The following is a 14,322-nucleotide window of genomic DNA, read 5'->3' as shown; positions in this document are numbered from 1 at the left end:
ATTCAGACTGTAAGCTAGGCGGTTTCTTGTCATAAAGCCGATATACCCGTGTTGGTATATATATTGCTTATTCATACATAGATATTATGCATCGACCATTTTACTCACCAGTCAACACCTTTAGATTCATAATATTTAGTATATGAATAAAATGATTATTCTTATATGATGATCTAACATAGTTTTATGACAAAATAATGACATTTACTATTGAAATACTTCTAGTTTCGAAGTACAACAGTAGTTCAAACCTGACCAAAATCATGGGTTTTGGCTAAACAACAACACGGAGGGGTGGAGATGTTATCAGTACATTTCAAAAAGCAATTCTTCATTAACGCTCTGAAGGCAAATAAGAACATGGTGACCTATACAAGCACCACTATTGCTCTCATGCTGACACTACTTATTCAAGGCTTAATACAAGGAAATTTAAGACCTGAATACTTTGCTTATGCGCTTATTGTCTCGGTGGCCTTTTATTTATGGGCAGTCATTGACCACAAATATCGAAAGCAAAAATCAACAGAATTTTAAGTTAGAAGATGGATGAGGCATCATCCATCTTGAAAAAAGAAAAGATGCCAATCCCTACCTTCTCGATCATTTAATCCTTTTTAAATAACAATACAAATAATCCCTAAAATAACCAGAAAATCATCAGCCTTTTCTCATAAATTTTCAATTCTGCAGAACTTCAAATTTTGTTTTATAAATTCTTCTACATAGCCATCGTCTGCACTTTAAAAGCTTTTATCTCCTGATTAGCCTCCAATCTAATTGGTACTATTTCTAATTGGTACTATTTATGATTGATACTACTTTGCTTAAAACCAAAATTTAATGATGACTCCAAAGAGCAATCCGAGTGTTGCAATTAACTCACCAATCACCAATCCAAGCATTGCCATACTCATCATCCATTTAGGTAAATGCCATTTACCCAAGACGTGAGGGACTTTAAATTGATTGGTGGTATCAGCTAAAAAGCCATGCAGTATATAGCTTAAAATCGAAAAGCTAAAAAAGAACAGATTGATGATTACAAACAGTAAATTGAGTGTATGTGGAAGTGCTGAAAAATAGGCCAATACCGCCAAAATGAGTGTCGCTGGGGCGTATAACAAACTGCTCCGATGTGCAATATCGACATAATAATGCGCACGTGCCAGTTCAGACTGCCTTATTTGTGTATATTTCCACACACCCGTGAGCATACCTACCCATAAATAAATCCCACTAAAGACTATCGCAATTTGTACTGCACTCGAAAGTTGAAGCATGTCCATTTTTAATTTACATCCATTGTTCAATTACACGCATTATTTTTATCTGTATTTCTACTGCAATAGTACTTGCTTCAAACCTGTTATGACATGACTTTAGAGTCATACTCTTTTCAGGTTTCTTTTTGGAACTTGTGTAAATTAGAGTCATCGGAACACACCCATGAAGTTTGAATCATGTCATCATCTGAAAAACTCACGATTCATTGCCAAGACGGCTATTCGCTGAGTGCGCGCTTTTATCCGCACCAGACAGAGCTCAAACAGGTTTTACCTGTGTTGATTTGTCCAGCCACAGGCATTACCAAGCAATTTTATAATAGCTATGCAACATGGTTGAGCCAACAAGGCTATGACGTTTTAGTTTTTGATTTTCGTGGTATTGGTGAGTCGCTACATAGCCCTTTAAAACAATCGACAGCAAGTATTGTGCAATGGGGGCAGCTCGATATCCCTGCGGCAATCGACGCTTTAATCAGTAAAACGCAAGCGCCTAAAGTCATATTACTCGGTCATAGTGCAGGCGGGCAATTATTAGGTATCGTTCCAAATTATGACAAAGTTGCCAAAGTGGTTGCTGTTTCTGGCTCTACAGGACATGTTAAAGAACTTAAAGGTCGCACCAAGCTTTTAGCTCCGGTGATGTTTAATGTGATCTTCCCGATTGCACGCTATACCATTGGCTATGGGCCGACCAATGCAATTGGCATGGGTGAAAATTTGCCAAAAGATGTAGCTCGTGAATGGGCTGAATTTTGTAGCAAACCTGGTTATGTCATCAATGCCTTAGGCAAAACTGTTCAGCATGATTTTCATCAAAAAGTGAGCTGCCCGATCACCGCCGTATGGAGCTCCGATGACGAAATTGCCACGGAAGCCAATGTCAAAGACTTGCTGCGCTTATACCCGAATGCTTCGACTCAAATGATTGAGTTAAAACCGAAAGAAACAGGTCATAAAGCCATCGGACATATGTTGATGTTTAAATCATCACATCAAAACCTATGGCCGATCATTGAACAACAGTTGCACGCTTAAGTTTTTACCACTCAGTCAGTAATCCGGCTGAGTGGTCTTTTTATGGACTGCACAATAATTTCTACTTTTAGATTCATTCAAACTGCCTGACAGCTTACATATTCTATTTTCTATCTTTAAAATCTGCACTGAACGTCCAAGTGTACTTATTTTCATCAGCCGACTATTGCAAAAAATGATATAACTATTTTTTCTCAATTATATTCTATTTTGGCATGAGTGAAGCACGACACAACCTCGACAGAATTGATCGTTTAATATTATCCGCATTAAGAGAAGATGGACGACTCACCATAGCCCAGCTTTCTGAACGTGTTGGTCTCTCCTCTTCGCCGTGTTGGACACGCTTAAAGCGTCTAGAAAATTTAAAAATTATTGACGGCTATACAGCCAACATCAACCCAAAATCGATTGGGATCAATGAATTATTCTTTATTGAAATCACATTAGAACGTCACGACGATGAAATTTTAGATCAATTTAGTGAAACTTTAGCCAATATGCCAGAAGTAGTAGAAGCACATTTAGTCACTGGCGATTATGATTATTTGGTGAAAGTTGCAGTTAAAAATGCTGAACACTATGAGCGTTTTTTACGTAAAAATTTATATTCTATGAAAGGTATACGCCATACCCGCTCTATTTTTGCGCTACGACAATTAAAATCTGCCAGCAGTGCTGACCTTATGATGATTGAGTAATGAGCCAATATAGATCTAATCTATAAGATGACTTTAAAATTTAAGGGCAATTGAGTTCAGCACTCAATTGCCCTATTTATGTGTTCTAATCTATATAGCCATCTTTTTTCAATTTTTTATCTGTCAAATACTCACGTATGACCAATGTTGCAATAATAATGATGGCTTCTAAGATCGCTACTGTGACGGTTAGTTTGGTAAATACTTCAACACTGAGCAACTCAAACCATAATTGAGAGATGGCTAATAAACCCCATAAAACTGAAATAATAAGTGCACTAAAGACACCGTATTTCATTTTTCTCTCTCCAAAACAACTACATAAGCTTCGCGCTTCCAAAAAAGCAGCATACGACGAATATCCTTTTCCATTGTAATCACCGCCCAGCCTTGCTGTGCATTTTGATTTAAAAAATTGGTGAATTTAACAGGATCAACTTTTGAAGAGCCAAGCAGCAAAGATCCCAGCATACCTTATTGATAGATAACAACTTTATATTCTTTCATCAATATAGTTCTTTATGGTTATAGTGAATTGAACAAATGTTCATGGCAAAGTATAGCGATCGCTTTTTCCTAAAACAACAAAGTTTTAAATGTCAATTTACTCAGCATTTTTTTCAATTTTATGCTTTAATACACGCAGTATGAGATGAGCCTTATATGAGTATCACGCGAGTGATACGACTAGCCCCAACCATGGGGCTTTTTATTGTTTTCTACTCAGCTCACATTGTTGTGTTTCATTGTTCAATTCTGACAGAACGAGACTGTGAATTTCACATGTTTTCACAGGGTCCTGCTCATAAGCCGAATTAAACCATGCAGCAGCTTTTTCAAAATCTTGCTGTACGCCTAGCCCACCTAAATAAAAACTTGCTACGCTAATTTTTCCGTTCAAATCATTTGCTTCCGCAGCCTTTAAAATCCATGGATAAGCTTTTTTATAATTCGGCTTTCCATCTGTACCTGTATAGTAAATCATGCCTAACCGGTGCTGATACTTTGCCAATCCTTTTTCTGCTAAAAGTACTGTAGGTTTTTCTGCAAGTAGTAGATCATTCTTCGTATAGTAATAATAGTCGGCCAATTGTTCGATATCTTCTTGCTTGCCTTTATTTGCAAATTCAATTAAAAGACTTTCCAATTTTTTCTCATTCCTTGGAATGAGTTCATATTTATTCATAATCAAAAGCATACGCTTTGAATCATCTAAGTTTCTTTCAGCACCAATCTCAAACCATTTTGCAGCTTCCACATAATCTACTTTTACACCGACACCTTTGTAATATATCAATCCCAAATTTTGATTTGCAGAGCGGTGCCCTAAGGCAGAAGCACGTTTATACAACGCTATGGCTTCGGGCAGATTAATCTCCACACCTTCTAGCCCCATATGTTTCAGTACAGCCAAATCATACAGCGCCTGTTTATCGTTATTTTTCGCTTGAATGATGATCTTTTGGACATCAATTTCGGCTGAAAAGGTTATAGAAAATGGAAGTACTGTTAATACAAATAGCATGCACAATTTGATGTAAGGCAAATGATATTTTAAAGCTTTCATTGTTAATTATTCTTGATCAATAAGATGGTGAAAAATGAAATGCTGAAGCACCCTCTCTAGATGCTTTAGCATTTTTTAAGCAGTATATACAGCTTTAACCGAAGAACCCTATCGTTATCTGAATGACCACAGCATTGACAATGTCTACAAAAAACGCCCCTGTCAAAGGTATAATCAAAAAGGCTTTATGTGAAGGTCCATAGGTATTGGTCACTGCCTGAATATTGGCAATCGCTGTCGGTGTTGCACCGAGGTTTACGGCCGCACTGCCCTGCACAAAGTACGGCTGCGTCATAGCTTTTTCCCATGATCCTAAAAGTTACAAAGTACAGATACAGTGCTAAAACGAGGGTTTGTACCAGTAAAATAATCACCAGTGGGCCTGCAAGATTTGCCAATAACCAGAGTTGCAATGACATCAGCGCCATGGATAAAAATAATGCCAAGGATGCGTTACCAAATACATCGATACAGCGATCAAACATTTCAATTTTAAAGCCAAGTTCAAGGGTGTTTCTTAAAAATACACCACACTCTAAAGCCCAAACGAAGGTAGGTAATTCAAACCACTGTCCACGAGCAAACTCTGTCATGAAATAAGCAAAGCTGATACAGATGGCAAACATCCCCATCGTTTTGACGGCATCATATGCGGTAATTAAACGAGTTTTTTCAGGATATTCGAATGGTGCCGTTTCAGATGCAGGCGGTGCTTCATTACGCCCTGATGTCGGTACAAGTTCTTCTGCCAACTGAAAACGGCGGATGAGGAATTTCGCCACTGGCCCGCCCATCATGCCGCCAATGACTAAGCCGAAGGTTGCACTTGCCATACCGAGTACGACTGCGCCTTGTATACCATGGTCTTGTTCAAAGACTGTGCCCCATGCACCTGCTGTACCGTGACCGCCCGTAAGCGTAACGGAACCTGTAATTAAGCCGATGAGTGGATCTAGTCCCAAAACTTTGGCCAAGCTGATACCGACGATGTTTTGCAGCATGACAAATACAATGACACAGCCTAAAAATAGTACCAGCGCCTTTCCGCCTTCTTTGAGTTTTCCAAGACTTGCGCTCAAACCTACAGAGGTAAAGAACATCAACATGAATATTTGCTGAATTTTGGCATCAAAATTTACGGTGATATTAAAGTTTTTAAATAATATAAATGTGATAACCGCAGCGACCAAACCGCCTGCTACAGGTTCAGGAATGTTGTATTTTTTCAGGATGGAAATTTTGTGTACGAAGAAATACCCGATAAATAAAACCAAAACCGCCACGACAATTGTCAAAAAAGCATCTAGCTCATAATTCATAATTCATAATTCATAATTCATAATTCATAATTCATAATTCATAATTCATAATTCATAATTCATAATTCATAATTCATAATTTAATCTTAAGTGCTCAATTTTATTTATTTTTTTACATAATTATTTGATTTTTTCAGCTAGAAAAATGTAAATAAGCTATTTACCCCCCTTCTTCTACTACACATTTTTGAAGCCTAATAAGTGAAATAAATAAAAATACTCAGCGTATGTGATGTGCTGAGCATTGGTCGTTTATGACTGAAAAACAGGAATTTTGAGACATTATTTGATATCGAATACCCAGTTATGCGCTTCTTTATCACTGGTGGTTTCACAGACATAGTAATCTTGATCCCAAGCATCTTGGTTAAAGATTTCTTTTTTGTGGTAAGTCATCTGTTTGCCATTTTCGACGCAAACAAAGCTTTCACCTTGGTCTTTGACTTGGGTTCCGTTGAGGAAACCACCGATGCAGAGGAAGCGGGATTGTTTGGGCATTTTCACATCATCACTTAAATCACTAATATTTTACCGAAATCTACACCCAGTAGTAAATTCTTGATTGAAACTAGTATGAGCTAAATCATCTAGATTTTTAAATAAATTTTCACCCTATCGCTTCTAAAAAAATTTAAAGTCAAATATCACAATCATGGGTTTTTTTACATACTTTATCCCAGTATTCATAATCTTTTGAATTATTTAGTTTTTTATAATAAAGTCTTAAGTTATAAATAGCATCTGGATGGCCATCTATTGCTAATGGCTTTATTATATTAATAGCAGTATTAATATTAGCTTCCACACCATATCCTTTAAAATATAATGTTGCTAATTGAATTTTCGCTAGATAATAATTTTGATTTGCTGACAAAGTATACCATTTGAAAGCCTCCTTAAAATCCTCATTACCGCCATTTCCTTTAAAATAAATTTGGCCAATATTAAACTGCGCATCTGGATTACCTAGCAAAGCAGCCTTCTTATAATATTTCAGCGCATTTTCCAAATCTACATCATAATTATAGCCATAATTATACATCACACCTATTAAATTAAGAGCTGGTGCGAAATTATCATTTTCAATCGTCTTAAAAATTGATGCTGCTTCTGCATAATATCCTTGTTCTAATCGAACTCTTCCTACATTATAAATAGCTGGAATATAATTTTTATTACCAGCTTCAACGTAATATTTTAATGCTAATTCTAAATTTTTATCGACATAAATTCCATTCTCATAAAAATTGCCAATCTCATTTTTAGCATAGCTACTGATATTATTTACATTTTCTAAAATTAATAATTTTTTATATGCTTCTTCATACTTTTTCTTTTCCAGCATATCTTTATATTCATTCAAAGTATTTTTCTCTTGCTGTTCGGATAAAATTAATGGTTCAGATGAGCTTGAGGTACAAGAGTTTAAAAAAATTATAATAACTAAAGGTAAAAAATACATTCTAAAGTTCATAACTAATCCGTGAATTTAATATCATTTATTTCTTAATATTTTCTAAAAGTAATTTAAACCTAGTGACAGAAGTCAACCTACAATATTCTAATTAACTAAATTTAAACACGTATAAAGTTCGGAATATACTTTTAATAATAAAATAAGGGCTGATTAATCAGCCCTTATTTTTAACTCAATTAAAATTATTTTTCAATAACTTAGCTTAATTGAGCAGCAGCAATTTTCTTAGTATCAACATCTTTAGAAGCGTCAGTATAGTCGCTCATTTTGTCGAAGCTTAAGTATTGGTAGATGTCTGCAGACATGCTATCAATTTGAGCTGCGTATTCTTGGTACTCAGCTGGAGTTGGTAATTTACCAAGTACAGCAGCAACAGAAGCAAGCTCAGCAGAAGCTAAGTAAACGTTCGCACCTTGACCTAGACGGTTCGGGAAGTTACGAGTAGAAGTCGATACACAAGTAGTGTTCGGAGCTACACGTGCTTGGTTACCCATACATAATGAACAACCTGGCATTTCTGTACGAGCGCCAGCTTTACCATAGATGTTATAGAAACCTTCTTCCATCAATTGACGTTCGTCCATACGAGTTGGAGGAGCCAACCATAGACGAGTAGATAAAGAACCACCAGGAACTTTGTCTAGAAGTTTACCAGCCGCACGGAAGTGACCAATGTTAGTCATACATGAACCAACGAATACTTCGTCAATTTTTGTACCAGCAACGTCAGAAAGCAATTTAGCGTCATCTGGGTCGTTCGGGCAGCAAAGAACTGGTTCAGTAATTGTAGAAAGGTCAATTTCATACACTTTAGTGTATTCAGCATCTGGATCTGCTTTGATTAGGCTTGGGTTCGCTAACCATTTCTCCATGTTTTCTACACGGCGCGCCATAGTACGAGCATCGCCATAACCTTCAGAAATCATCCATTTCAACATTGTAATGTTTGATTTAAGGTATTCAGCAACTTTCTCTTCAGAAAGTGTGATAGAACAACCAGCAGCTGAACGTTCAGCAGAAGCATCAGAAAGTTCGAATGCTTGCTCAACAGTTAAGTCAGTTTCCATTTCTGTAAGGTCGATCTCAAGGATACGACCAGAGAAGATGTTCTTCTTACCTTTTTTCTCTACAGTTAAGTCGCCTTCTTGGATCGCAACGTAAGGAATCGCATGTACTAGGTCACGTAGAGTGATACCAGGTTGCATTTTACCTTTGAACTTAACAAGAACAGACTCAGGCATGTCTAGTGGCATAACGCCAGTTGCAGCAGCAAACGCTACAAGACCAGAACCCGCTGGGAATGAAATACCGATTGGGAAACGAGTATGCGAGTCACCACCAGTACCAACTGTATCTGGAAGAAGCATACGGTTTAACCAAGAGTGGATAATACCATCACCTGGACGTAGAGAAACACCACCACGGTTCATGATGAAATCAGGAAGCGTGTGCTGCATTTGAACGTCAACTGGTTTTGGATACGCAGCTGTATGACAGAAAGATTGCATAACTAGGTCAGCAGAGAAGCCTAGGCAAGCAAGATCTTTAAGTTCGTCACGAGTCATTGGACCTGTTGTATCTTGAGAACCAACAGTAGTCATCTTAGGTTCACAGTAAGTACCTGGAAGTACACCTTGACCTTCAGGAAGACCACAAGCGCGACCAACCATTTTTTGAGCTTGAGTGAAGCCTTTACCAGTAGCTGCAGGTTGAACTGGAGTACGGAATAAAGTTGAAGGTGCAAGACCAAGAGCTTCACGAGCTTTAGTTGTTAAACCACGACCAACGATAAGGTTGATACGGCCACCAGCACGTACTTCATCTAAAAGAACTGGAGTTTTAAGTTCAGATTCAGCGATTTGAACGCCGTCTTTGAACGCAGTTACTTTAGCAGCAGCGTGGTCGATTTTAAGCGTGATTTCGTCGCCCATGTTCATGTTTTGAACATCGATTTCTACTGGCAATGCACCAGCATCTTCCATTGTGTTGAAGAAAATCGGAGCGATTTTAGAACCTAAGCAATAACCACCGTCTTTTTTGTTCGGAATGTGAGCAATTTCGTCACCAAAGAACCACAGTACAGAGTTAGTTGCTGACTTACGAGAAGAACCAGTACCAACAACGTCACCTACGTAAGCAACTTGGTTGCCTTTCGCGATAAGCTCTTTGATTTGGCTAAGTGGACCAACTTCGCCAGGAACTTCTGGATTGATACCGTCACGTACGTTTTTAAGCATTGCGTTAGCATGTAACGGAATGTCTGGACGGCTCCACGCGTCTTGTGCAGGTGACAAGTCGTCTGTGTTCGTTTCGCCAGTTACTTTGAAAACTGTAAGTTTGATTTCTTCAGGAACGTCTTTACGGCTAGTGAACCATTCAGCATCTGCCCAAGATTGCATAACTGCTTGTGCATTCGCATTGCCCGCTTTTGCTTTATCAGCAACGTCGTGGAAGGCATCAAATACAAGAAGAGTTTTCTTAAGTGCGTCAGCAGCTAATTCACCAAGCTCTGCATCATCAAGAAGTGCAACTAAAGGAGCAACGTTATAACCACCAAGCATAGTACCTAGTAGGTAAACCGCACGTTCTTTAGTTACTAGTGGAGAAGTCGCTTCACCTTTTGCCAAAGCAGCTAAGAAAGCAGCTTTAACGTATGCAGCTTGGTCAACACCCGCTGGAACACGGTTTTCTAGTAAATCAACTAAAAATGCTTCTTCGCCAGCTGGTGGGTTTTTTAATAATTCAACTAATGCAGCTGTTTGAGCATCGTCAAGTGGCTTCGGTGGGACTCCGAGTGCGGCACGTTCTTCAACGTGTTGGCGGTAAGCTTCTAGCACGGTGTTATTCCTCTTTTTTAAAAAATTATTTACGCATTCCTGCTTTAAATAAAGCTACGCAAATAATATGGACTGCTAAATTTTACTAAAATTCCAGTTAAAAGTTAATGCACTACAAGTGTTTCTTCGTGATGCCCGTTATTTTATAAATAAATGATCCTCATATCGTTTATACATTAAGCAAAATCAATACTTAGAACACGCTTTTCTTGCGCATATTAACTTTTGACTAAAATTAACCATCAAAAAAAGGCAACTAAATGTTGCCTGTTTTTATCAGTATTGGATATTCCACCTTAGTGTACAGTGGTTGCAGTGATATATTGCTGAAGTTCTGCTCGATCGCCTGTAAATCTGAGGCACCATTCGTCCTGACATGTGGTTTGATGTTGATTACTTGCAAAGCTGATATCGACCAAATAGCGTTGAGAAAATTCATCTACTTTTTGGCGTAATGTGACTTTATCTCCAATGCTGAGCACGTAGTTCCCACCACCGATAATTGCTACGCCTTGTTCATCTTCTAGGAGTAGATCTGAGTGATGCATATAACCTATAACGTCCATATTCTGCTCCTCTACTGTTTTTTATTCTCCATTTCATTGTTCATTAAAAAGATTTGCTTTTCTATATTTATGATTTAGCAAGTTGTCACAATTTGTATTCCACTCTGCTTAGGCTATTTTAAAATCTTTAAGCATCTCATATTCAAAGTAACCCGAAGATAAATATGCATTCGCAAAATAAGCATGAACTCCATCATATGGCTAAACAACGGATAGTTGCCCCGTTGTAACTACTCACTGCTGAATAGAGCCTTTAGGTTTTGCTTTACGCGCTTTCTCGCATAAAAAACCGTTCCTTAGAACGGTTTATAATCTGGCATTTCGGTATGCGGTGTTGCGATACATTTTTCAGTAAACTCAGCACGAATTTTTTCACGTGCTTTTTCAACATCAGTATTAATCTCAGCTTGCGGCAAGGCATAAACTTCATCAATGATGTTCAGGATAAATCCTTTGGTGGTTTCATCCTCAATTTTGTTGGCATGCTCAACTGCTTTGTCTTTTTCAATTGCATTTTGACGATCTAACATAATCGTACGTGCAGCATTACCTACACTGCGGCAGTAACCCTGCCACTGCTCTTCAGGGGTTAATGGTTTTTTTTCAGCACAGCCGACCAAAGCCACCATAACGGATAAAGCAAATAACTTTTTCATGAACTTCTCCTTACGAGGGGCAATATAAAAGATCGTAATGGATTTGTCATTTAAATTAGTCGTAGCCGAACAAACAAAAAAAGCCCTTTCGGGCCTTTTTTATGCGTTTGAATTAACCACAAGTTGCTTGAATAATCCTTTTATTGATTGGATTTACAGTGACGGTGACGCGCTCTACACGATAATCCATTGTTACTGGCTGCCCAGGTTTTACTAAACGGACAATTTGAGCTTGGCTAATCGCCTTGATCTGATCTTCAGTCAATTTTGCTTGACCAATCAGCGTCTTAGCCTTATCAGCTACACATTCAGTTTGGCTACTACGGAATAATGCCCACTCTTCAACCACTTGTCCGTTTGGCAGATGGCAATACCCGACCTGAGCATTTGCTTCATCACGAATTTCAAGTTTACCTTTTTGTTCTACACAATACTGGCTGGCTGGATTTGCCATACCAATTTTTTCTGATGTAGTTTCAGTTTGCTGTGTTGTGCTACAACCCGCCATAAATGCTGTCAGTGCAGCTAAAATCCATATATTTTTCATCAAGTCTATTTCTGAATATAAAAATTTAACTTACCAAGTTTGTGCCAAATAAACGAGTTGTTTATTGAAATTTTTAGTTGTCATTCCACTTTCTGTAATTAGGCAGCAATGTGCCCTATGTTCAAAATACAGAACGTCATTTTCTTTGAACTGATGATGATTTTTGCAATATTTAAAACGACTAAACTTGTCGCAGCTTTGATTTTAAAGGTTTTATAAATTTGAAAAATGACCTGCTCAACGCGTATGCTAAAAAAAGTACTTTTCTTCAAACACGCCACGTTGCGTAGGAGCAAAATATGTCAAAAAAACTGCCGATTTATTTTTCGGACGAAGCTTGGTCGTCTTTGCAACAGCTCATGGGCGCAGATGGCAAACCCAGTCCCACCATCAATGCCCTGCTTGAAAGGCAATCTCAAGAACTATCTATGGATCCATTTTTGGATTCTTCGCTCAATGTTCAGCCTGTTCAGAAAAATACCCGTATTGAACTTCCCGTTGCCTTGGAACGTATTCCTGCTGGCCCAGCTTTCGCCAATAAAGATGTTTTTGAAAAAGCCTTAGACCTAAATGATTATTTGGTAATTAACCCGCTCGCTACATTTATTGCGCATGTCGATAGCGAGTCTTTACTTAACGCCGGCTTTGAAATTAATGATACTTTTTTAGTCGATCGTAGCTTAGAAGCCAAACATGGCGATATCGTGGTTGCACTGATTGATAATCGTGAAATCACCTTAAAGCGATTGATGATCACCGCAAAAATGTCAAAAGAAGAAATTGCCGACATTTTTGGTGACCCCAATAAAGTCTTACCCAAAATTTGGCTAAAAGCAGAAAATCCAGCCTATGCGCATATTATCCCTTCAGATAGCGAATCTATCGTTGTTCAGGGTGTTGTGACCTTTAATTTAAAGCAATTTTATAAGCGCTCATCACACACCTAAACACAAGAATTCACCATGAAAGCTGCAAATAAAATATTTGCGTTAGTTGACCTTAACAACTGCTACGTCAGTTGTGAGCGTGTCTTTAACCCAAAGCTCAATAATGTCCCTGTCGTCGTGCTGTCCAATAACGATGGCTGTGTTGTATCTCGAAGTCAAGAAGCCAAAGACCTCGGGATTAAAATGGCTGTGCCGGTCTATCAAATTCAGGATTTAATCCAACAGCATCATGTTCAGGTGTTGTCGAGTAACTATGCTCTCTACACCGAAATGTCTAATCGATTTATGAATATTTTAGGCCTGTATGTCGGCCCCGAAGACCGTGAAGTTTACTCGATCGATGAGTGTTTTTTAGATTTCACTGCCTATCAAGAACTGTTTGATTTGAGCCTATATGCCAAAGAAATACGAGATACGATCCTAAAATGGCTAGGTTTAACCTGCTGTGTCGGGATTGGTCGCTCTAAAACGGAAGCCAAAATGGCCAACCATTTTGCCAAAAAAAATGCTTATTTGAACGGTGTGTGCAATTTAGTTGAAATGGACCCTTGTTCCTCAGAACAACTCCTTGCGCAGACACCAGTCAATGAAGTTTGGGGCGTCGGTCGCAATCATACAAAAGCCCTGAATCAGCTTGGCATTCATTATGTTTTAGATCTGATCAATGCACAGCCTAAAGATATTCGAAAAAAATTTAGTGTGGTGATGGAAAAAACCGTCTTGGAACTGCAAGGTCTATCTTGTCTGTCTATTGAAGAAGAAGCACCGAGCAAACAGCAAATTATCAGTAGTCGTTCCTATGGTCAGCCAGTCTACGAACTGGAAGATATTAAAGCCTCTATTCGTGTATATATCGCGCGAGCCGTCACACGTTTAAGAGCAGATCATTCTCTATGTCGTATGGTGGGAGTTTTTATTCAAACGAGTCGCTTTAATTCTGCTGAAAAATACGCACCTTATCTGGCCATTACACTGAATGAGCATACCGATGACTTAATTAGTATCACCCAAGCAGCAACGCGTGCCGCCGAAAAAATCTTTAGAGCGGGATTTAAATATAAAAAAGCCGGTGTAGTGTTATTAGAAATCATTCCAAAACAAAATTTTACCCCAGATTTGTTTTGCGATATGGCGTTAAGACAAAGCCGTTTGAAACTGTCCGACACCATCGACGATATTCAAAAAAAATTTGGGCATCATTTTGTCTCGATCGGCTTAGCGCAGGACGATGCTGCAACATGGCGGATGAAGAAAAATCTGTGTTCCCCCGCTTATCTGAGTAATTGGAACGAACTGCTCCGTGTGAAATAAAACGTTTGATTGAAACGCTACGCTGTAGTGGCGCTGTTAATGTCTGCTGTGTTAACCGAAATGATCATTT

Annotated in this window: 15 protein-coding genes and 1 pseudogene; 5 read left to right on the top strand and 11 right to left on the bottom strand. The window is 38.4% G+C overall.

The window, feature by feature from the left end:
• Window positions 1-300: 300 nt before the first annotated feature.
• Window positions 301-537: a hypothetical protein gene (locus tag M5F03_RS13255; protein WP_078188534.1), complete on the top strand. Its 237-nt coding sequence runs from the start codon at window positions 301-303 to the stop codon at window positions 535-537.
• A 290-nt stretch (window positions 538-827) separates the two neighbouring features.
• Here M5F03_RS13255 and M5F03_RS13250 read toward each other — a convergent pair whose 3' ends face one another.
• On the bottom strand, window positions 828-1,289 hold the full coding sequence (locus M5F03_RS13250) for a hypothetical protein (protein ID WP_180102484.1): 462 nt from the start codon (window positions 1,287-1,289) through the stop codon (window positions 828-830).
• A gap of 174 nt (window positions 1,290-1,463) precedes the next feature.
• Here M5F03_RS13250 and M5F03_RS13245 point away from each other — a divergent pair, with 174 nt between their 5' ends.
• Window positions 1,464-2,324, top strand: a complete 861-nt coding sequence (locus M5F03_RS13245) for an alpha/beta hydrolase family protein (RefSeq protein WP_249708565.1) — start codon at window positions 1,464-1,466, stop codon at window positions 2,322-2,324.
• 215 nt (window positions 2,325-2,539) lie between these two features.
• Window positions 2,540-3,025, top strand: a complete 486-nt coding sequence (locus M5F03_RS13240) for an Lrp/AsnC family transcriptional regulator (RefSeq protein ID WP_078188537.1) — start codon at window positions 2,540-2,542, stop codon at window positions 3,023-3,025.
• Between the two features lie 85 nt (window positions 3,026-3,110).
• Here M5F03_RS13240 and M5F03_RS13235 read toward each other — a convergent pair whose 3' ends face one another.
• From M5F03_RS13235 to M5F03_RS13190, 10 genes and pseudogenes are all read right to left on the bottom strand, one after another.
• Window positions 3,111-3,323, bottom strand: a complete 213-nt coding sequence (locus M5F03_RS13235; RefSeq protein WP_249708564.1) for a hypothetical protein — start codon at window positions 3,321-3,323, stop codon at window positions 3,111-3,113.
• Window positions 3,320-3,496 (bottom strand): DUF4177 domain-containing protein, encoded by a 177-nt coding sequence (locus M5F03_RS13230; protein WP_249708563.1) that lies wholly within the window; start codon window positions 3,494-3,496, stop codon window positions 3,320-3,322. Before M5F03_RS13230 ends, M5F03_RS13235 begins: the two co-directional genes overlap by 4 nt.
• A gap of 238 nt (window positions 3,497-3,734) precedes the next feature.
• Complete coding sequence (locus M5F03_RS13225; protein ID WP_249708562.1) at window positions 3,735-4,592, bottom strand: tetratricopeptide repeat protein; 858 nt, start codon at window positions 4,590-4,592, stop codon at window positions 3,735-3,737.
• 94 nt (window positions 4,593-4,686) lie between these two features.
• Window positions 4,687-5,911: pseudogene (gltS, locus tag M5F03_RS13220) on the bottom strand (sodium/glutamate symporter).
• Between the two features lie 282 nt (window positions 5,912-6,193).
• Window positions 6,194-6,409 carry a hypothetical protein gene (locus M5F03_RS13215; RefSeq protein WP_078193934.1) on the bottom strand — a complete coding sequence of 72 codons (216 nt, stop codon included), beginning with the start codon at window positions 6,407-6,409 and terminating at the stop codon, window positions 6,194-6,196.
• A gap of 139 nt (window positions 6,410-6,548) precedes the next feature.
• Window positions 6,549-7,385 carry a tetratricopeptide repeat protein gene (locus tag M5F03_RS13210; RefSeq protein WP_249708561.1) on the bottom strand — a complete coding sequence of 279 codons (837 nt, stop codon included), beginning with the start codon at window positions 7,383-7,385 and terminating at the stop codon, window positions 6,549-6,551.
• Window positions 7,386-7,585: 200 nt separating this feature from the next.
• Complete coding sequence (locus tag M5F03_RS13205) at window positions 7,586-10,225, bottom strand: bifunctional aconitate hydratase 2/2-methylisocitrate dehydratase (RefSeq protein ID WP_180131839.1); 2,640 nt, start codon at window positions 10,223-10,225, stop codon at window positions 7,586-7,588.
• 296 nt (window positions 10,226-10,521) lie between these two features.
• Window positions 10,522-10,791: a hypothetical protein gene (locus M5F03_RS13200; protein WP_078189189.1), complete on the bottom strand. Its 270-nt coding sequence runs from the start codon at window positions 10,789-10,791 to the stop codon at window positions 10,522-10,524.
• A gap of 296 nt (window positions 10,792-11,087) precedes the next feature.
• Window positions 11,088-11,447 (bottom strand): hypothetical protein, encoded by a 360-nt coding sequence (locus M5F03_RS13195; protein WP_078193938.1) that lies wholly within the window; start codon window positions 11,445-11,447, stop codon window positions 11,088-11,090.
• 112 nt (window positions 11,448-11,559) lie between these two features.
• A complete protein-coding gene (locus M5F03_RS13190; RefSeq protein ID WP_249708560.1) occupies window positions 11,560-11,994 on the bottom strand; it encodes an I78 family peptidase inhibitor in 435 nt (144 codons plus the stop codon).
• A 299-nt stretch (window positions 11,995-12,293) separates the two neighbouring features.
• Between M5F03_RS13190 and M5F03_RS13185 the strand changes: the two genes are divergently transcribed.
• Complete coding sequence (locus M5F03_RS13185) at window positions 12,294-12,941, top strand: LexA family protein (protein ID WP_111884977.1); 648 nt, start codon at window positions 12,294-12,296, stop codon at window positions 12,939-12,941.
• A 15-nt stretch (window positions 12,942-12,956) separates the two neighbouring features.
• Window positions 12,957-14,252, top strand: coding sequence for a Y-family DNA polymerase (locus M5F03_RS13180; protein WP_180084904.1), 1,296 nt, complete (start codon window positions 12,957-12,959; stop codon window positions 14,250-14,252).
• Window positions 14,253-14,322: the final 70 nt, after the last annotated feature.

Origin of the sequence: Acinetobacter amyesii, from assembly GCF_023499985.1 — a bacterium.
Classification (GTDB): domain Bacteria; phylum Pseudomonadota; class Gammaproteobacteria; order Pseudomonadales; family Moraxellaceae; genus Acinetobacter; species Acinetobacter amyesii.
The sequence above is the reverse complement of the archived record's forward strand: the minus strand, read 5'-3'. Positions and strand labels throughout refer to the sequence as shown.